This is a genomic window from Microbulbifer sp. S227A, from assembly GCF_049800935.1.
In genome coordinates this window covers 94,572-114,580 of sequence record NZ_JBNAFZ010000006.1, presented here as the reverse complement: position 1 = coordinate 114,580, position 20,009 = coordinate 94,572, and the positions used below count along the sequence as shown (strand labels likewise).

At 63.8% G+C, this 20,009-nt stretch carries 15 protein-coding genes; 3 read left to right on the top strand and 12 right to left on the bottom strand.

What is annotated here, in order from left to right:
- The first annotated feature begins 230 nt into the window (after window positions 1-230).
- On the top strand, window positions 231-1,406 hold the full coding sequence (locus ACP15R_RS15370; RefSeq protein ID WP_424987337.1) for a calcium-binding protein: 1,176 nt from the start codon (window positions 231-233) through the stop codon (window positions 1,404-1,406).
- Window positions 1,407-1,546: 140 nt separating this feature from the next.
- On the opposite strand, the gene ACP15R_RS15365 is transcribed toward ACP15R_RS15370, so the two are convergent.
- From ACP15R_RS15365 to ACP15R_RS15355, 3 genes are all read right to left on the bottom strand, one after another.
- Window positions 1,547-2,326, bottom strand: a complete 780-nt coding sequence (locus tag ACP15R_RS15365) for an acetoin reductase (protein WP_424987336.1) — start codon at window positions 2,324-2,326, stop codon at window positions 1,547-1,549.
- Between the two features lie 71 nt (window positions 2,327-2,397).
- Window positions 2,398-4,197, bottom strand: a complete 1,800-nt coding sequence (locus ACP15R_RS15360; RefSeq protein ID WP_424987335.1) for an NAD(P)/FAD-dependent oxidoreductase — start codon at window positions 4,195-4,197, stop codon at window positions 2,398-2,400.
- 146 nt (window positions 4,198-4,343) lie between these two features.
- Entirely contained in the window at window positions 4,344-6,032 is a 1,689-nt protein-coding gene (locus ACP15R_RS15355) for a sigma-54-dependent Fis family transcriptional regulator (protein WP_424987334.1), read from the bottom strand.
- 433 nt (window positions 6,033-6,465) lie between these two features.
- Between ACP15R_RS15355 and ACP15R_RS15350 the strand changes: the two genes are divergently transcribed.
- Complete coding sequence (locus ACP15R_RS15350) at window positions 6,466-7,713, top strand: efflux RND transporter periplasmic adaptor subunit (protein WP_424987333.1); 1,248 nt, start codon at window positions 6,466-6,468, stop codon at window positions 7,711-7,713.
- Window positions 7,710-10,814: an efflux RND transporter permease subunit gene (locus tag ACP15R_RS15345; protein ID WP_424987332.1), complete on the top strand. Its 3,105-nt coding sequence runs from the start codon at window positions 7,710-7,712 to the stop codon at window positions 10,812-10,814. The genes ACP15R_RS15350 and ACP15R_RS15345 overlap by 4 nt, the downstream gene beginning before the upstream one ends.
- Window positions 10,815-10,827: 13 nt before the next feature.
- Here ACP15R_RS15345 and cyoD read toward each other — a convergent pair whose 3' ends face one another.
- The 9 genes from cyoD to pcaG all read right to left on the bottom strand — a co-directional run bounded on the left by cyoD (window position 10,828) and on the right by pcaG (window position 20,008).
- The gene (gene cyoD / locus ACP15R_RS15340) at window positions 10,828-11,139 is read right to left on the bottom strand and encodes a cytochrome o ubiquinol oxidase subunit IV (protein ID WP_424987331.1); all 312 of its coding nucleotides are present in this window, start codon (window positions 11,137-11,139) and stop codon (window positions 10,828-10,830) included.
- A complete protein-coding gene (locus ACP15R_RS15335) occupies window positions 11,136-11,765 on the bottom strand; it encodes a cytochrome c oxidase subunit 3 (protein WP_424987330.1) in 630 nt (209 codons plus the stop codon). The genes cyoD and ACP15R_RS15335 overlap by 4 nt, the downstream gene beginning before the upstream one ends.
- Window positions 11,762-13,861, bottom strand: a complete 2,100-nt coding sequence (locus tag ACP15R_RS15330) for a cbb3-type cytochrome c oxidase subunit I (RefSeq protein WP_424987329.1) — start codon at window positions 13,859-13,861, stop codon at window positions 11,762-11,764. The genes ACP15R_RS15335 and ACP15R_RS15330 overlap by 4 nt, the downstream gene beginning before the upstream one ends.
- On the bottom strand, window positions 13,858-14,838 hold the full coding sequence (locus tag ACP15R_RS15325; RefSeq protein ID WP_424987328.1) for a cytochrome ubiquinol oxidase subunit II: 981 nt from the start codon (window positions 14,836-14,838) through the stop codon (window positions 13,858-13,860). Before ACP15R_RS15325 ends, ACP15R_RS15330 begins: the two co-directional genes overlap by 4 nt.
- The gene (locus tag ACP15R_RS15320; protein ID WP_424987326.1) at window positions 14,835-15,443 is read right to left on the bottom strand and encodes a hypothetical protein; all 609 of its coding nucleotides are present in this window, start codon (window positions 15,441-15,443) and stop codon (window positions 14,835-14,837) included. Before ACP15R_RS15320 ends, ACP15R_RS15325 begins: the two co-directional genes overlap by 4 nt.
- On the bottom strand, window positions 15,440-15,766 hold the full coding sequence (locus ACP15R_RS15315; RefSeq protein ID WP_424987325.1) for a YidH family protein: 327 nt from the start codon (window positions 15,764-15,766) through the stop codon (window positions 15,440-15,442). The genes ACP15R_RS15320 and ACP15R_RS15315 overlap by 4 nt, the downstream gene beginning before the upstream one ends.
- A 2-nt stretch (window positions 15,767-15,768) precedes the next feature.
- Window positions 15,769-18,372 (bottom strand): bifunctional lysylphosphatidylglycerol flippase/synthetase MprF, encoded by a 2,604-nt coding sequence (gene mprF, locus ACP15R_RS15310; RefSeq protein ID WP_424987323.1) that lies wholly within the window; start codon window positions 18,370-18,372, stop codon window positions 15,769-15,771.
- Window positions 18,373-18,548: 176 nt separating this feature from the next.
- Window positions 18,549-19,385 carry a 3-keto-5-aminohexanoate cleavage protein gene (locus ACP15R_RS15305; RefSeq protein ID WP_424987322.1) on the bottom strand — a complete coding sequence of 279 codons (837 nt, stop codon included), beginning with the start codon at window positions 19,383-19,385 and terminating at the stop codon, window positions 18,549-18,551.
- A gap of 8 nt (window positions 19,386-19,393) precedes the next feature.
- The gene (gene pcaG, locus ACP15R_RS15300; protein ID WP_424987320.1) at window positions 19,394-20,008 is read right to left on the bottom strand and encodes a protocatechuate 3,4-dioxygenase subunit alpha; all 615 of its coding nucleotides are present in this window, start codon (window positions 20,006-20,008) and stop codon (window positions 19,394-19,396) included.
- Between the last annotated feature and the right edge of the window lies 1 nt (window position 20,009).

The window sequence follows — 20,009 nt, the reverse complement described above, 5'->3', positions numbered from 1 at the left end:
CATGCCCTCGATTCACGGTTAACACATAGTGACCTCGAACCGAGTCTCCAACAGAAAAGTAAGAACATTGCAAGAACAAACCTGCCGCCACCCCAGAAAGACAGCCCATGGCACGGTGCCCGCCACCGGCCTTTGCAGAGTTTTGACAGGGCGCGTCCCGCCCGGCTAGGCTTGGGCGGGGGCGATCACCGTGCCGACGCCGCCTTTTGCCTGCAAGAGGAGTTACGCCGATGCCTTCACTCTACCTTGTCGCGAACGAAGTCTTCTTCACTTCATACGGCCATATCCAGTTCGTCTATGACGCCGATGACAGCTATGGCAATGGCGATGAAAAGGAGATCGAGGTTCAGCCAAGTTCGCTCGGATTTGGCGATTGGGATGTCAGCCCGGTTCAGGATCTCGACATCCCCTCGGGCAATGACAGCGTCGCGGTCAGGCTCGACATCCCGCAGGGGCGCGACGCCGCCGACATCTGGAACCTGCTTGGCAATCTGCGCGACTTCTTTGCCGGGATCACCGTGGATTACCGGCTGGGCATCACCGGGTCGATCGAGGGGCAGAACAGCAATACCTATATCACCACCCTTGCGCATATCGTCGGATTGGACATCGCCCCGGCGGTCGCGAATTTGCTGGCGTCGCATCATATCGGCTCGTTTCCGGGTCTTGCCCGCAATGTGCTGTTCGATCATGTCGCGTCAAACGACACGGCCCTGCCCCCGGTTGCCCTGACAGTGACCGGGTCAGAGGGGCGTGACGTCATCGCCGGCGGCAACGGGGCCGACACGATCGACGGCGGGTCGGGGCGCGATACCTTGCAGGGCCTTGGCAATCACGACCTGCTCAGCGGCGGCAACGGGCGCGACACGATACTGGGCGGAGAGGGCAACGACACCGCCAATGGCAATGGCGGACGTGACCGGATCGAAGGCGAGGACGGCGATGACACCCTGTTCGGACAGGGGGGCGACGACCGCCTGATCGGTGGCGCGGGGCACGATGCGCTGCGCGGCGGCAGCGGGGCGGACTGGCTCAACGGCAACGGCGGCTCGGACATGCTCTGGGGCGGCAAGGACACGGATGTGCTGCGCGGCGGCGCGGGGCATGATGATCTGCTTGGTCAGGGCGGCGACGATACGCTGAACGGCATGAAAGGCAACGACGTGATGGCCGGCGGCAGCGGTGCCGACGTATTCCTGTTTGACGGCCTGATCGATGAAGGCCGGGACGAGATCACCGATTTCCTGATCGGCACCGACATCCTGCGTATTCAGGGGCTGGTTTTCGACGATATCGCCATAACCGGCGACCAGACGGCGATCGTGACGCTGGATGACAAGACCGAGATCCTGCTCAACGGCATCGCCGCCGCCAGTGTCGGGCAAAGCGATTTCGAGTTCGTGTAGGTTTGCAACCGGTCACGCCAAACCCATTGCAAACGGCATAATCCCGACATTCCGGTTCAGGCCCGAGATCACCGGTCACGACGCCATGGTGGACAGGCCGGAACAGAACCGGCCCGTCCGTTGCCGCCACCGGCCAGCGATCAGCGATACACCATGCCGCCGTCGATCACGACCGCTTGGCCAGTCATGTAGTCGCTGTCGCTTCCGGCGAGCCAGGATACGAAATTCGCCACATCGGTGGGGGTCTGCGGACGGCCGAGCGCGATGCTGCCGACGAATTCATCGAATGTCGCGCCGATCTCCGCACCGGTCACCTCGGCAAAGCGACGGTCGATCTCGGTCCACATGTCGGTGCCCACGACGCCGGGGCAATAGGCATTGACCGTGATGCCATCGGCGGCAAATTCCTTGGCGGCGCTTTGTGTCAGGGATCGCACCGCGAACTTGGTCGAACAATAGGCCGCCAGCATCGGATATCCTTCATGCGCGGCGATCGAAGCGGCATTGATGATCTTGCCCCTTGTGCCATCGGCCTTGAACCGCGCGGCGGCGGCCTGCATGCCCCAGACCACGCCTTTCACGTTGACCGCGTGGATCCGGTCCATCTCGTCCTCGGTGATTTCGGCGATGGGCTGGACCTGCGCGATACCGGCATTGTTGACGATGATGTCGAACCCGCCGAGCTGCCCTGCCGCCGACTCGACCATCGCAAAGACCTGTGACCGGTCCGATATGTCGGCGGCAATCGAACAGACCCTTGCGCCCGTGCCGGACAATTGTGTTTCGGCTTCGGCCAGTTGGTCGGCGTTCAAATCCACCAGGGCGATGGCCGCACCATCAGCGGCAAGCCGTTGCGCAATGGCCAGCCCGATTCCGCGCGCGCCGCCAGTGACGACCGCGACTTTTCCGTCAAGAGACATGACGTTCCTTTCCAGTGACATGGGATTGTTTGCGCGCCGGGCAGCACGGATACCGCCCGGCACCGGGGAAATCACGACAGGTGATGCACCTCTTGCAGGCCATAGACCGGGGTATCGAGCCCCTCCATCCGCGCCTTGAGTTGCAGCGCGAGATACAGGGAATAATGCCGCGACTGGTGCAGGTTGCCACCATGCAGCCACAGGTTCGGCTGTTGCGTCGGCTTCCACATGTTGCGCTGCTCGCCCTCCCACGGCCCCGGGTCCTTGGTGGTGTCCGAGCCCAGGCCCCAGACCTTGCCGATACGGTCCGCGACCTCCTGGCTGATCAGGTCGGCGGCCCAGCCATTCATCGAGCCATACCCCGTTGCCATCACGACAAGGTCCGCTTCGAGCCGGGTGCCGTCGGACAGCACAACCGCGTCTTGCTCGAAATGATCCACCTGCCCCTTGGCCAGCTTGACCTCGCCGTCGATGATCAGCTGGCTGGCACCCACATCGATGTAATAGCCCGACGCGCGGCGCAGGTATTTCATGAACAGACCCGAGTCATCATCGCCGAAATCAAGCTCGAACCCGGCCTTTTCCAGCCCGGCATAGAACTCGGCATCGCGTTCGCGGATCTGGTCATATACCGGTTTCTGGAACTCGTGCATGATGCGATAGGGCAGCGAGGCAAAGATCATGTCGGCCTTTTCCGTGGTCACGCCATTGGCCACCGCCTCTTCGGAATAGAGCGCGCCAAGCCCGATTTCCATCAGCGAATCCGAGCGCACGATATGGGTCGATGACCGCTGAACCATCGTGACATCCACATCATGTTCCCATAGCGCGGCACAGATATCATGGGCCGAGTTGTTCGACCCCACGACAACCACCTTCTTGCCGGTCCAGGCATCCGGCCCCGCATGTTGCGAGGAATGCTGGATTTCGCCCCCGAAACTGTCCATGCCGGGAAATTGCGGCATGTTCATCTTGCCCGACATCCCCGTGGCCAGAACCAGCTGCGTGGGTTTCAGCACCACCTTTTCGCCATCGCGGTTGACCTCGACGGTCCATTCCCCGGCCTCTTCGTCAAAGCTGGCCCCGGTGACTTCCGAGCGGGTCCAATAGTTCAGCTCCATCACCTTGGTGTACATTTCCAGCCAGTCGCCCACCTTGTCCTTTGGGGTAAAGACCGGCCAGTTATCCGGGAACTTGATATAGGGCAGATGGTCATACCACACCGGGTCATGCAGGCAGAGCGACTTGTAGCGGTTGCGCCACTGGTCGCCGGGGCGGTCATGCTTGTCCAGAACGATGGCCGGCACGCCAAGCTGGCGCAGCCGCGCGCCAAGGGCAATGCCCCCCTGCCCGCCGCCGATGATGACCGTATAGGGCTGGGTGTCATATCCCAGCGTCGCGGCCTCGGCCTCGCGTTCTTCCTTCCAGGTGGTGCGGTTCCTTGCGGCACCGTGTTTGGCCCCCATCGGTCGCCGGCTGCGGCGCGGTTCCTCGTGGCCCTTCAATTCCTGCAAGGCGGTCAGCAAGGTCCAGATGCGGTCATCCCTGAGCCGGATCAGGCCCCAGCCGCGCCCCACCGCGGTTTCAAAGGTGATCCAGGCGGTGATGACCCCGCCCTCCTCGGTCGGCATCTCGCCCTCCTGGATCCTGAACTCCGCGGGTTTGACCGAGGCAAGCTGGCTGTTCAGCATGTCGCCGATCTGGTCCGGCCCCTCCGCCGTCTTGAGGTTCCAGGTCAGGGCCACCAGGTCGCGCCAATAGCTGTCGGTCGCAAACTGCGCCTTGATGCGGTCCACATCGCCGGCGGCAAAGGCGTCGTTCAGTGTGTCCAGAACGGTTTGCAAGCGGGTTGTCACTGTTGAGTCGAGCATCGCGTATCCTCCTCATTCGCGTCTCTGTGACGCAAATTCTGGGTCACGGCATCGGTATCGGGCCAGTGTTTTGCGCAGGGAAGGGTTGGAAAACCGATCAGGGGCCGGTTGGGCGTTGCGCACGCAACAGCGCGCAACACGATTGCTCAGGCAGGCGGGGTCAGCCCCTCGCGCCGCATCCGCCGCAGCACGGTCGAACGGTTGACACCCAGCCGTCGCGCCGCCCGGGACATGTTCCAGCCGCAGGCCTCGAGCACCTCTTCCAGCGAGTCGTCGGCCTCGATTGTCGTGTCGCTTCCCGCCGGGCGCGGCAGCTCGGGCAGATCGATCACATCGCCATCGCACAGGGCAACCGCCACATCCAGGCTCCGTTCGAGCTCGTGCAGGTTGCCCGGCCAGTCCCGGCCCACCAGATCGGCGCGCGCGGCGGGTGAGAGGCGCAGTTCCCCGCCGGTGCGCCGCCGCAACAGCCGGTCGATCAGCCAGCCCAGATCCTGCCGCTTGCGCAGGGGGGGCAACATCAGCGCCGCGCCCGACAGGCGATAGAACAGGGGTTTGTGAAACCGCCCCTCCTGCATCGCCTTGCCCAGATCGACACAGCTTGTCACAATCAGCCGCAACCCCGGGCGTTCTTCCAGCAGAGCGGTCAACAGCACCTGAAGATCGGCGGGCATTTCCTCGACCCGGCGCAGCACCAGCGTGGCGCGGATCTGGCCCGGCGGCCCCAGGGCCTGGATCAGCCGGTCAACCGACTGCGCAGCGCATTCAACGGTGATCAGCTCGCGCCGTTCGCCACCGGCGACATGCATGGCGCGGGCCAGCCGCATCTTGCCGGTGCCGGTTTCACCGGACAACAGCACCGGCACATCCGTCCCGGCCAGACGCTCGGCTTGCAGCAGCAGCTGCTGCATCGCAGGGTCATGCCCGGCCAGCGCATCCATCGGCCCCGCCTTGCCGCGCATCCGGCGGGCCAGCGTGCCGCAGCCACGCGGCGCTTGCGGCGCGATGGCATGACCAAAGAGCGCACCCCCGTCCGGCATGTTGACAACGCGCTCCTCGGTCGGGCGGTCACGCATGAGATCGGGCAATTCCTCGACCGACAGGTCCAGAAGCGAGTCGATCCTCTGCCCCAGCAGCGCGCGACCCTCACCGCCAAAGAGCTTGCCCGCCGCCCGGGTAAAGCCGATCACCCGGCCCGACCCATCCAGCGACACCGCCGCCTCGGGATCGACATCGAGGAATTCGGGATTGGCCGACAGGCGCAGCACCCATTCGCGCCGGCTCTGGGCCATCAGGTTGGCCATTTCAACCCGCCGCGCCGATGCCGTCACAAGGCTCATGGCAAGGTTCTGGCTGGATTTCGGCATGGGCGACTGCAACAGCGAGATATTCAGGACCGCCGCCAATTGCCCCATGCTGTCAAAGATCGGCGCGGCGGTGCAGGACAGCGCGGTATGGGCATTGCCGAAATGATCGTCCTGATGGATCGTCATCGGTTCGCCGGTCACGATACAGGCACCGGCGGCATTCGTTCCGGCCAGGTCCTCGGACCAGCGCGCGCCCATGAACAGGCCCGCGCCCCGCAACTCCGCCTCGAAATCGGGATCGCCAAAAAAATCGACACAGACCCCTTTGGCATCGGTCAGCAGCACGGTGTAGTTCTGACGTGCCACCTGCCGGAACAGGGTCTGCAACCCGGACCGTGCCGAGGCGATCATCTGCTCGGCCTGCATCCGGTGTTCGCGAAGCTCGGTCTCGGTGACGATATGCGCCGGGTCGGAGCGGGTTGGGTCCATGCCATAGACTTCGACACAGCGTTTCCACGACGCGGACACCGCGCTGTCCCGCCCGGTGGCGCATCCATCCAGAACCCGCTCGATTTCCTCGACATGCTGGCGTGCGATGGTCTCCTCCCTTCACGGCCCTGCCTGGGCAGGCATAGCACGGACAGCCCGAAAACACGACAAGCCAAAAGGTCGAAGATTTCCCGCCGAAGGTTTTTTACAAACACCGGGCCGGGGCGGGGGGAGGGCGGGCGCTCCTGCGGGCGACACCGCGACCGCCACCGAAAAACTGCAAGACACCGGATTTTTCGCGACGGAACCGCCGGGCTGCCGCGTTTGTGTCTTGAAAGAGGGCCGATTTGATCGTGACCCGTGCCGTGGAACTGCCCGCGAAATGGTGGGTCCGGGCATTGGGAAACGGCGTGGCACCCCGTTGACAGACATCACTCAGGCAAGACGCCCCAGACTGGAAGGAAACCGCGCAGTGAAACGCGTTTCGGCAAGGACATCGGCAGGAATTGCCGTCAAAACCGGTGCGGCGATCTTGATCGTCGCGGCATCATATGTGTTGGCCTTCGGCATTCCCGCGCCCTTGTCGGGCCTGTTCGGACAGGGCATTGCCGGCAATGCCGACCAGACCGCCGCGACGCCGGACAGTCCGCGACGGCGCGGAGGCACCCGGGCAACTGCAGTGGTGCTTGGCCCGCTGGCCTTTGAACCCTACGAAGACGTTCTGCGCGCCGTGGGCAGCGCCAGGGCGCAGCAGCGCGCGGATGTGACCGCAACCACATCGGGCGAGGTCACGCACAGCAACCTGTCGGCCAACAGCATCGTCAAGGCCGGTGACGTTCTTGTCCAGCTGGACGCGCGCACCGAAGAATTGAACCTGCAAATCGCGCTGGCCGAGCTGGAGCAGGCCAGCGATACGGTGGACCGCTATGAGCGGCTGAACACCAACGGGAATTCCACCATCACCGATGTCAGCCTCGCCGAGGCGCATGTGGCCGAACGACTGGCCCGGGCGAAAGTCGGGCTGGCACAGGTGGCGCTTGACGACCGCTCGGTCCGTGCGCCCATTTCCGGGCGGCTGGGCCTGAGCGATGTCGAGGTCGGCGACATCATTGCCGCCAACAGCGTGCTTGCCACCGTCGACAATGCCGATACGCTGCTGGTGGAATTCGAATTGCCGGAACGCTCGATCGGGGCGCTGTCGCGGCAGCATGAAATTCTGGTCAGCACCCCGAGCCTGACCGGGCGGGTCTTTGCCGGTGAAATCGTCTCGCATGACAGCCGGATCGACAGCCAGACCCGAAGTGTCACCGTCAAGGCGCGGGTCGACAACCCCGAGGGGCTGCTTTGGCCCGGCATGACCTTTTCCGTGCGCACGATCGAACATACCGAACCGATGCCGGTGGTTCCCGCAACGGCGATCACCTGGTCGCGAACCGGTTCAACCATCTGGGTTGCCGAGGACGGCGGCGTGCGCCAGGTGCCCGTCACCATCCTGTTCCGCCGCAACGCGCGGGTGTGGATCGATGCCGACCTGCCGGCGGATGCGATGATCGTGACCGAGGGCGCGCAAAAGCTGCACGCGGGTTCGGCCATCGCCCCGGTCACGGCCCCGCAATCAGATACCCCGCGCGATGCCTTGCCCAATCTCGGCTCGCTCGAACGGCCCGGCACCGGCACCGGCGCCGGCGCCGGCGCCGACAACGCGGAACACCCGGCATGACCGCCCCGCAACCGACGAACCGCAAACGCGGGATGGCCGACCTGTTCGTGGCACGGCCGCTGTTTGGCATTGTCATCAACCTGTTGGTCCTGATCGCCGGGCTGGCGGCGCTGGCATCGGTGGATGTGCGAGAAATGCCCGACGTGGACCAGCCGGTCCTGTCGGTGCGAACCACCTATGAAGGCGCTGTGCCGGAAACCGTCGATCAGGAAGTGACCCAGGTGCTGGAAGACGCGCTGAGCGCGCTGGACGGCCTGTCTTACATGGAGTCCAGTTCGACGATGGGCGAAAGCCGCATCACCATCGACCTGTCCGAAGGCACCGACGTGGATGTCGCCGCCAACGAAGCCCGCGAGATCGTCGCCGCAACCCTGCGCAAGCTGCCTGACGATCTCGAGGATGACCCGAGCGTGACCAAGAGCGACAGCAACGCCGACGCGATCATCCGGCTGGCGATCATGGGGGATGCCACGGTTCAGGAACTGACCGAACTTGCCGAGGGGCCGATCTATGACCGGCTGTCGATGATTGACGGCATCGCCGAAGTGTCGATTCGCGGCAACCGCGCCAACGAGTTTCGCGTCACGCTGGATATGCCCTCGCTGCTGGGGAGGGGATTGACGATCTTCGACGTTTCCGACGCCCTTGCGACCCTGCGGGACGACACGCCGCTGGGCGAGCTGGAAACCACGTCACAGACCCTTGCGCTGAGGGTTGGCAATGCCCGGGTGACGACCCAGAGCATCGGCGACATCCCGATTGGCGACACCACCCGCGTGTCGGATGTGGGATTTGTCCAGGAGGTTCCCGAAGACAGCGACGTTTCGACACGCGTGAACGGGCAAACCGCCATCGGTCTCGATATCACCCGCCAGTCCGTGGGCAACACGCTGGAGATTTCCAAGGCGGTGCGCGCGGCGGTCGGCGAGTTGCAGGGCGCGATGCCTGAGGGCGTCGACCTGATCGTGACATCCGATGACGGGGTATTCATCGAAGGGTCGATCAACGAGGTGGTGGCCTCGATCGGCATGGCCACGGTGATCGTGATCGCGGTGATCTTTGCCTTCCTGCGCTCGCTGCGGGCGACGGTGATCCCGGCGCTCACCATCCCGGTGGCGCTGGTGGGAACGGTGGCGGCGATCTGGTTGACCGGGTTTTCGGTCAACACCATCACCTTGTTGGCGCTGGTGCTGGCAACCGGCATGGTTGTCGATGACGCCATCGTGGTGATCGAGAACATCGTGCGCAAACGCAAGCAGGGAATGGGGGCCTTTGCGGCGGCCGCGGCGGGGACCAACGAAGTGTTCTTTGCGGTGATTTCCACCACCGCAACGCTCGCGGCGGTGTTTATCCCGATCTCGTTCTTGCCCGGTCAGGCCGGCGGCGTCTTCAGCGAATTCGGCTTTGTGCTGGCCTTTGCGGTGACCCTGTCATCGCTGACCGCGCTGACACTGGCACCGGTTCTCGCGGCGTTTCTCGATCCCGGACGGGCGGGCGGAAGCGGGCCGGGGACACCCCGCGCCCGGGGGCCGCTGGCCCGCGCCTTTGACCGGGTGATGGACCGCGCGATCCGTGAACCCTTGTTGGTGCTCGCGGTGGCCGGCGGCTTTGCCATCATCGCGCTTGGGGCCGCCGGCACCCTGACGTCCAGCATCACGCCCAGCGAGGACAGGGGCTTTTTCCTGATCCAGGCAAGGGGGGCTTCGGATACCTCGGTCGACTACCTGGACACACAGGTGGCACAGATCGAAGACATCCTCGCCCCCTATCGCGCCAGCGGCGAAGTCACGGTGGTGCAAAGCATCATCGGCATCGGCGGCGGCACCAGCGCCTTTATCATCGTCCGCCTTCCCGACTGGGCCGAGCGCGACCGCGCACAAGGCGAAATCCTTGCCGAGATCAGCCGCCAGCTTGGATCGGTCCCCGGCGTGCAGGTCAGTGCGCGGGCGACCAACAGCCTGAACATCCGCGGGGCCGGACAGGGTCTGCAATTCGCGGTGACCGGCACCGATATCGAGGCGATGACCGCCGCCACCGAAGAGCTTGTCACGGCAATGGCCGCGGACACGGTCTTTCTCAACCCGCAATTGTCCAACGATACGGTACAGGCCCAGTTCGAGCTGCGCGTCGACAAGGACATGCTGGGTGTGTTCGGCCTGAGCGCGCAGGAGATCACCGAAACCGTCAGCGCGATGATCCGGGGCAATATCGCCGTCACCGTGTTCGAAAACGATACCGAGGTGGACGTGAACGTGGTGCCGGGCGGCCCGCCCATCAACGATCCGGGCGATCTGGAATCGATCTTTCTGCGCTTGCCCGACGGGGCCTATGTGCCTCTGTCTTCGGCGGCGTCGCTGGTCCCCGTGGTCAGCCTGTCCGAGGTCGAACGCCAGGGCGGTGCGCTCGCGGTGTCGGCACAGGCCAACCTGGCCCAGGGCGTGGACCTGAGCACCGCGATGGAACGTCTGAGTGAAATCGCGGCGGATACCCTGCCCGCCGGCATGGGGATCACGTTCACCGGCGAGGCAGCGACGCTCGCGGATGGTCAAAGCGGCATGTACCTTGTGTTTGGCGTGGCCTTTGTCGTGGTGTTCCTGGTTCTGTCGGCCCAGTTCGAAAGCCTCGCAAGCGCCACGGTGATCATGCTGACGGTGCCGTTTGGCCTTGCGGCGGCGCTGATGGCGATCCTGCTGACCGGCGGGTCACTGAACTATTATAGCCAGATCGGGCTGGTGATGCTGATCGGGGTGATGGCCAAGAACGGAATCCTGATCGTCGAGTTCGCCAACCAGCTGCGCGAGGCCGGTCAGGATATCGACAGCGCCATACGCGATGCGCTGCGGCTGCGCATCCGGCCGGTGATGATGACCATGGTCTCGACCGTGTTCGGCGGGCTGCCGCTGATCGTGACCTCGGGCGCCGGCGCCGAGGCGCGGATCGCCGTGGGTTGGGTGATTGTCGGCGGTCTTGGCTTTGCCACGGTGTTCACCCTGTTCCTGACCCCGGTTTTCTATCGGCTGATCGCCACATGGGGCGCGGACCCCGGCATGGCGGCAAAACGTCTGGATCGGGAAAACCGCCAGCTGGTGCCGGGAGAATAGCCTGCGGTCCGCGCTACATGCGGCCCGCCAGGTTGAACACGATCCACAATGTGCCACAGGCCATGATGGCTAGGACAAGGGTGGAAAACAGGATCAGGTGCAAATCCTCGCGTTTCTGGCGGGAAAAATCGATATGCAGGAAAAACCGGAAATGCACCACGATCTGAACCAGCGCACAGATCGCCACAACAGTCAGCGTCATCCCCCGCCCGACCCCGCCGACGGCCACCAGACCAAAGGGCAGCAAGGTCAGCGTCAGCGCCAGCGCAAACCCGATCAGATAGTGGCGCACCTCGGATTTATGCGTGTCGCTCTGCGGTGTCATGCCAGCCCCCCAAGGTAGACGATCGAGAATATCCCGATCCAGATGATGTCGAGAAAGTGCCAGAACAACCCAAGCCTGAGCAGCCGCGACTTGACCGCATCGCTCAGGCCCAGAACCCGTATCTGGAGCATCATCACCAACAGCCAGACGCAACCCGCGGCCACATGCAGCCCGTGTAGCGGCACCAGCCCGAAAAACGCCGACAGGAAACCGCTGCGCGATGGCCCGGCAGAGGCGGCAAACATCGCCGCGAAATCCCGCCATTCGAACCCCAGAAAGACCAGCCCGAGGACCAGGGTGACACCCAGCCAGATGACCAGCTCTCGCGGGCCGCGCTTGTGCCGCATTGCCAGCGAAGCCATGCCAAAAGTCAGGCTGCTGGTCAAAAGCAGCATGGTCTGAACAAAGGCGCTGTTCAGGTCGAACAGATCTCTGGGCCCCGGCCCGCCCGCCTGCCCCATGGGGTCGAGCATGGTGATATAGGTGGCGAACATCAGGCCAAAGATGATCAGGTCGCTCATCAGAAAGACCCAGAAACCGAACACCACGCCCTCTGCGGCCTCGTGGGCGCTGCCGTGATGCGCGCCCAGGTTCAGGCCGGGATGTTTGCGATCCTGCGAAATCATGTCGCCCCCCGTGGCTGTTCCAGCGCCGCGCGGCCGCGGTTGTCGGCGCGGGTTTCGATGTCGCGCGTGACCGGCGTGCTGGCGGCGATCTCTTGCAACCATGCACGATGGGCGGCGGCCACCTCGGCGGCGGGAATGATCCTGTGGGTGTCGGTGCGGAACGAGCCGAGGATGAACGCCCCGATCATCACCAGCACGGACAGGATCGCCAGCCACCAGACATACCACACCAGCGCCAGCCCCAACGCCGTTCCCGCAACGAGGATGATCGCCCCCAGCGAGGTGTTGCGCGGCACCGCGATATCCTCGTAGGTCGATGCATCGCGATAGGCCACCCCGCGTTCCTTGGCATCGGCAAAGGCATCGCGCGCGCCAACCTCGGGCACCACGGCGAAGTTGTATTCGGGCGGCGGCGACGGGATCGACCATTCCAGCGTCATGCCGTTCCACGGGTCGCCAAGCGGCACCCGCGCCCGGTCGCGATTGCGGATGCTGACCGCCAACTGGATCAGCAGCGACGCCAGCGCACAGAAGATCAGGCAGGCCCCGCCCATCGCAATCAGCGTCAGCGGCTCGAATGCCGGGTCGCTATAGCTGGCCGAACGCCGGGGCATCCCCATGACACCCAGCACGTAGAGCGGAAAGAAGGTGAACATGAAACCGGCGATCCAGAACCCGGCCGTGACGTATCCCCACCCTTCGTGCAGACGGAATCCAAAGGCCTTGGGGAACCAGTAGTGATACCCCGCCAGCAACCCGAAGAGCACGCCGGGAATGATCACGTTGTGAAAATGCGCCACCAGGAACAGGGTGTTGTGCACTTGGTAGCTGATTGTCGGATTGGCCAGCATGACGCCGGTCAACCCTCCGATGACAAACAGCATCAGGAACCCGGTTGCATACAGGATCGGCACCGAGAACCGGATACGCCCGCGGAACATGGTGGCCATCCAGTCATAGACCTTGACCCCCGTGGGCACCGCAATGAACATCGACGCCACCCCAAAGGCCGCGTTGACATGGGCGCTCTGCCCCATTGTAAAGAAATGGTGCAGCCAGACGGTGAAACTCAGCACCGAAATCGCCATGGTCGCATAGACCAGCGAGCTGTAGCCATACAGCCGCTTGCCGGAATACGTCGCGATGATCTCGGAAAAGATGCCGTAACAGGGCAGCACCAGCAGATAGACCTCGGGGTGCCCAAACAGCCAGAACAGGTTGACATAGTTCATCATGTTCCCGCCCAGATCATTGGTGTAGAAATGGAAATCGAGATACCGATCCAGCGCCAGCGTCAGCGTTGCGACGGTCAGCGGCGGCATGGCAAAGATCATGATGATCGCGGTACACAGCACCGTCCAGGAAAACAGCGGCATGTAGAAGAGCTTCATGCCGGGCGCGCGTTCCTTGTAGATCGTGACCGCGAAATTGATGCCGGAGAGGGTCGAGCCGAACCCGGCAATGGCCACCGACCAGATCCAGTAATCCGGCCCCGGACCGGGATTGAACGCAATGCCCGTATAGGGCGGATAGGCCGGCCAGCCCCCGGTCGAGAACTCGCCCAGAACAAGGCTGATCATCACCAGCGCCGCGCCAATCGCGGTCAACGCGAGGCTGACCTGGTTGAGCACCGGGAACGACACGTCCCGCGCTCCAAGCTGCAAGGGCAGCACAAAATTGATCACCCCCGCGATGAACGGCATGGCGACAAAAAAGATCATGATCGTGCCATGGGTGCTGAACAGTTCGGCGAAATGGCTGTCGGCAAGAAAGCCCCCGTCAAGCCCCGATGCCTGTTGCGCCCGCATCACCACGCCTTCGAGCACGCCACGGGTCATCATCACCAGCGCCAGCACGATATACATGATGCCGATGCGCTTGTGGTCGGTGCTGGTCAGCCAGTCGCGCCAGAGCGGCTTCCACCAGTTGAACCAGGTCAGCACCGCCACCACGGTGACAGCCCCAAGGATCACGATCGTCGCCGCCCCCGCGCCGACGAGTTCCGAGGCCGTCGGATTTTCGATCGCGGGCAGGATCGGCAGGCTGGACATATCAAGCCGCCCGAGCAGCCAGCCGGTGGGCGTCGTGTCATTCATCGCGCGATCTCCGGCAGGGATTTGGACAGGCTTCCCGGTCCACAGATATAGCTGCCCGGCTGCCCGCCGGGATCAAGCGCGCTGCCCTGATGATAGCGGTGCAGCACCCGCTCGAACAGGTCGGGCAAGACCGAACCGAACCAGACCGCGTTCGTGGGCATGGCCGGGGTCGCAAATTCGGCGTGAACCTCGGCCGGGCTTGAACGAATGGCCAGGCGGCCATAGGCGTCCACGTCAAGCGGCACCCCCCCGGCCCTGACCCGCGCGCTCCAGCTTGCGAAATCCGCGTCCGTCTGCGCCATCGCGCGGAATTTCTGCTGGGTAAACCCATCGCCGTTGAACTGGGTGTTCTCGCCTTCGAACACACCGGGCACATCGGCGAGCAGTTGCAACTGTGTCTGCATCCCCGGCATCACATAGATCTGGCCCGCCAGCGCAGAGACCAGGAATGACTGCATCACCGTATCGCTGGTCAGACGGAGCCTGACCGGGCGGTCGGCGGGAAATGCCATTTCACCAACCGTGGCGATCTGTTGTTCGGGATAGACAAACAGCCATTTCCAATCGAGGCCGATGACATGGATGTCCAGCGGGGGTTTGTCCGACTCCAGCGGACGATAGGGATCAAGCGCAACGGTTTCCCGCCAGAGCTGCACCGACAGAACGGTGACGATGGCAATGGGAACGCCCCACATGAGGGTGTCCAACAGGCCGGAAAACTCCCATTTCGGGGTATACCGGGCCCTGGTATTGCCATAGCGATACCGCCACAGGATCAGCGGCACCAGCACCAGAACCGGCAACACTGCGATCATGGTGAGCGCCGCGGTCTGGATGAAGTGATCCTTCTCGGCGGCGGCAATCGGCCCCCGGGGATCAAAGAACGATGAACTGTCCGACCGGGCGAGGCCGGGTAACAGGCTCAGCGTCAGGATCAGCAAAAGCCCCGACATGCACCGGATCGTCCTGCGCGTCATGGCACGTTCTCCTTGCGTCCCCGGAAACGGGTTTGCCCGGCCACGATCAACTGAACCGCGAAGCCGATCAAGAGACAGATCGCATGTGCGCTGTCGGCGATCAGGTCCGGGCGCACGGCCACCTTGGCCGCGATCGCCCCCAACACCGCCAGCAGCAACAGAAAGCTGTGCCGCCAGCCCGCAAGGATCGCCCCGATCAGCCCGAAACCGCCCGCCGACATGCCCACGTCGAGCGTTGCGCGGGCCTCGGGATGGGATACGGCGGCGGCCAGCGGCACCACCGCAAACAGCACGATGACCGTGCCCACAATATCGATGGCAAAGAACGTGGTGACGGTGCGCAAAGTCGCGTGATGCCATTCGAAATACCCGATGACCGTCGCGGCAAAAACCAGCTGGCGCAGGAACATGCCGACGTCATGGGACAGGAAGGTCGCGCTCAGAAGCCGGGTGAATTCGCCCTCGGCCACGGTCTGATGGCTGAGACCCCAACGCGCGAGCGCCCCTGCCGGCAATTCGCCCGCCAGGGTCCCCGCCCCCAGGTTGGCCAGCACCATGATGCCGATGAAAACCAGCGTAAACGGCACCCGCCCGACCCAGGTCATGACGCGCTCACATGGATGCCAAAGGCCGCGATCAGCCCGAACAACGCGGCGATCAGCGCCAACAGGAACGCATCGGCCGAAAGGGCGTTGTCATCCGCGGTTTCCGCCGACGCGAGCTTCCTGCGGATATGCTGCATCCGAAGAAACGCCAGCAAGATCACCAGCGCACCCGCCGCCAGCATCAGCAGTTCGGACCAGAGCGGTGCAACGTCACGCCCCAGACGCGCCGCCGCGAGGCCGAAACCGACGATGGCGATGACGGTTCTGACCCAGGCCAGAAAGGTACGTTCGTTCGAGGAATGGTCCGCGTAATTGTCGATCATCCCTAACCCACCAGACCCCGGATCCCGCCAGAGATCAATATGTTGACTTCGTACAGCACGCGCGGGGCCGCCAGCCCGCCGGGGCTTGCCAGATAGTTGGGCGTCCAGACGGGATCGAATTTCTGTTTGAACGCGCGCAGCCCTTCGAAATGATAGACCTGCTCGCCATGCTCATAGATGAACCCGCCGATGCGGTTCCACAGCGACGACAATTGGTGGTTGTCGATGCCCGAAAACGGTGCCGCCCCGAGCGAGAACCACCGGAACCCCTCTGCTGCGCCCCAGAGCATGAGCTCGGCAAACAGCGCGTCCATGGCAAAACTCGGCCCTTCCGGGTCATAGCGCATGAGATCCAGCGACAATTCATGCCGGTTGGCGCCCTGGAACAGGTTGGCAAAGGCAACGATGCGCTCGGTTTCAACGTGCCGCAGCACCGCGTGATCGAAATTCGACAGATAGCTGTCATCGAAATAGCCGAGGGAAAAGCCCTTTTCTTCGCCCTGCTTGCGCGCCATCCAGCGATCCGAAATGCCGCGCAGTTCGGTCAGAACGGTCGCCAAATCCGCCTTGGGAATGATGGTGAACTCATAGCCCTCGCGCCCGGCCCGGCGGCTGGCGGCGCGAAAGTTCTTCTTGCCGGAACCCTCAAGCGTGAACCCGTCAAGCTTCACCCGCGCCACCTCGCCGATCTTGAGGATCGACAGCCCGAGGTCGAGATAGGTCGCCAGGTATTTCGGCGACACCGCGTAAAAGGCACAGCGTTTGCCCGCCTTGTCCGCCATTTCGCGCAGCCGCCAGATCAGCTTGCGCCCCGCCTCCTCGTCGCCTACCGGTTCGCCCTTGGTGATCAACGATCCACCGGTATCGCAATAGGCGATAAAGGCCCGGTTGTCGTCCGAGATCAGGAAGGACTTGTCGCCAAGCAGGTCAAGCTGTGCCTCGGTATCCTCGCTTTGCGCGATCAGTTGGCGCACGATATCGGGTATCTCTTGCGCGGCCTTGGCCGCCCCTTGCCGGTTGAGGAGCGAATTCAGCGCAATCCCCACCAGCAGCAGCGCCACGACAACGCTGGCGCGCAGGAACCGCGAGGCATCGCCATCAATGGCAAATTGCCACCAGAGCGCATCGCGATATTGCACATGGCTATAGGCAAACAGACCGATCCAGAAAATCGCCACCAGCAGCGCGAGAACGCTGACCAGCCAGGTGGCGTTCAGGCGAAACACCGATGCGGCTTCGACGCGGTAAAAGGCCGAGCGGAAAGCCCCCAACACCGCGAGCGAGGCCAGCATTCCGACAGCCTCTTCCCAGTCCAGCCCCTTGGCCAGAGACGCGAGCAACCCGACGATCATCAACGCCATCGCGATCAGCCACGCGCGATAAAGTTTGCGATAAAGGCCCCGCGCCACCACGATCAACAGCAGCCCCGCGACACTCCCCGCGAGGTGAGAGACTTCGACAAAGGGCAAGGGAACGATGTCGCGCAGCACGCCGAACCGGGTGGATTCTCCGGGCAGGTTGCCCGAAATCAACAGAACCGTTCCCGCCAGCAGCGCAACCCCTGCCGCCGCAAGCGGCACCATCGGGCGGATCAGCCGATAGGCCCATGTCGACCTTGCGGTGATCGCCTCGCGCTGTGCCATGGCCCAGCTCAGCGCCAGCGCGATCACCGAAACCGCAAAGGGCAGAACCGAATAGATCACGCGGTAAAGCAACAATGCCGCCAGCACGTCCGGACGCCCCGCCGCCCCGAGCCCGGCAATCATCGTCGCCTCGAACACGCCGAGCCCGCCGGGTGAATGGCTGAGCATGCCAAGGGCGACGGCCCCCATGTAAACCACAAAGAACAGCACGAAATTCTGGGCGAGATCGCCGGGCATCAGCACATATAGTGTCATCGCCGCCCCCATCAGGTCGACAACCGCCACCCCCGTCAGCGCCAGCGCAAGCCCCGCGCCGGGCAACGGCACGCGAAAGCCCTCGGCCCAGATGTTGCGCGGCGCGCGTGCCAGCCAGATCAGCAGCGCCACCAACCCGCCCAGCATCGCCAACCCGGCACCGGTTTCAACCGCGCCGCTTAGCGGCAGGATGCCAGACAACCCCACGGGATGAGCCATCAGCAACACGCCCAGAACCAGGATCAGCCCCAACCAGAGGCCGATCCATGAAACCGCGATGATCCCCGCAACCCGCGCGAGGTCGAGCCCCAGCGAGGCATAGATGCGATAGCGCACCGCCGTCCCGGTCAGATAGGAAAACCCCAGCAGGTTCGAGATCGCGGTGCCGGTTGCGCCGGCAAAGGCGGCGATCCTGTCGGGCACCTCGCCCCTGGTGTTATTGCGCACCGCCAACACATCATAGAGCGACAACGCGAAAAAGCTGATCGCGGTGGCCGCGATTGCCATCGCGATGGCCGCCGGCCGGCTTGCCGCGATGTCGGCTTTTACCTCGGTCCAGCTGACATGAACCGAAAGATCGTGCAGCACGTAAAAGGTGATCGCCACGATGAACAGCGGCACCACGATCCGGACAACAGGATGGCCGACCAGCCGCGCGATGCGGCCCGGCGGGGGCGGCGATGGCGCGGGCGTTTCAACCGCGGCCATGTCTTGACCCCTCGGGGTATTGGTCTTGCCTCTGACGCATCTCTGCCAAGTCGCCCCTTGCCGCACCGCTGGTCCGACTGTGCCAAGCCCGGCGCGGCCCTGTCAACGGCCCGCCACCCGCGATCCCTGGCACGGGGCACCGGCAATGAGGCCGGGGCGCTGCCCGGCCCCCGGTCTCAGGCGGGAAGACGCAGCCCGAGGATCTCGCGCGCCTGCTGCCATGTGGCAACCGGGCGTTCGTATTTCTCGCAGATTTCCGCCGTCCGGCGCACCAGCGCCGCATTTGACGGGGCCAGCGTATCGCGGTCGAGGCGGACATTGTCCTCAAGGCCGGTGCGCGCGTGGCCGCCGCTGGAGATCGCCCAGTCGTTCAACTGAACCTGCCGCGCGCCGATGCCCGCCGCACACCACGCCGCATCGTCACCGAACAGGCGTTTGACGGTTTCGACATAATAATCGAACACGTGCCGGTCGGCGGGCATGGCGTTTTTCACACCCATCACGAATTGCACATAGGGCGTATCCGCGATCTGGCCGTTCCGGTGCATCTCTGCCGCCTTGAGGATATGGCTCAGGTCAAAGGCCTCGATCTCGGGCTTGACCTCGTGCGCCAGCATTTCAGAAGCCAGCCACTCCACCAGATCCGGCGGATTCTCGTAGACGCGGGTCGGGAAATTGTTCGACCCAACCGACAGCGAGGCCATGTCGGGACCAAGCGGCAACATGCCGCCACGGGTGCGCCCCGCCCCTGACCGGCCGCCGGTGGAAAACTGGATGATCATGCCGGGGCAGTGCTTTTCCAGCCCTTCTTTCAGGCGGGCGAACTTGTCGGGGTCCGAGGACGGGGTCTGGTCGTCATTGCGCACATGGGCATGACAGATCGTGGCACCGGCCTCAAAGGCCGCCTGGGTCGACTCGACCTGTTCGCTGACGGTGATCGGAACCGCCGGGTTGTTTGCCTTGGTCGGCAACGAACCGGTGATCGCAACGCAGATGATGCAGGGTTTTGCCATGACGCCTCTCACATGTCGAAAAAGATGGTCTCGTGCGGACCTTGAAGATGGATGTCGAACCGGTATTCCCCCTCGGCCACCTTTTTGGCCAGTAATGTCGGCACACGGTTCTGGTGCTCGATCCGGGTCAGGATCGGGTCGGTGGCGTTAGCCTCGGCCTCATCCTCGAAATAGATGCGCGTGTGCAGACCGATATTGATGCCGCGCGCCACCACCCATGCGGTGATATGCGGGGCCTGCATCCGCCCGTCCGGGAACGGAACCGCGCCGGGCTTGACCGTTTCAAAGGTGAATTCGCCGGTCGTCATGTCGCCGGGCGACCGCCCCCAGCCGAGAAAATTCGGGTCGGCCTGTCCGCGGGTTTCATTGGCCGAGGGGAACAACCCCGCCGCGTCCGGCTGCCAGATCTCGACCAGCGCATCGCGCAGCGGCGTACCGGTGCCATCATGCACGATCCCGCGGATGGTGATCTCCTGACCCTGCACCGGGCCGGTTTTCATCGACGTGCCAAGATCGCCACCGTAGATTTCGATCCCGGCGAAGTTCGGCGTACACCCGATATGAACATAGGGACCGGCGGTCTGGCTCGGGGATTCCCTGAGATAGTTCAGCGCCTGCGTCATG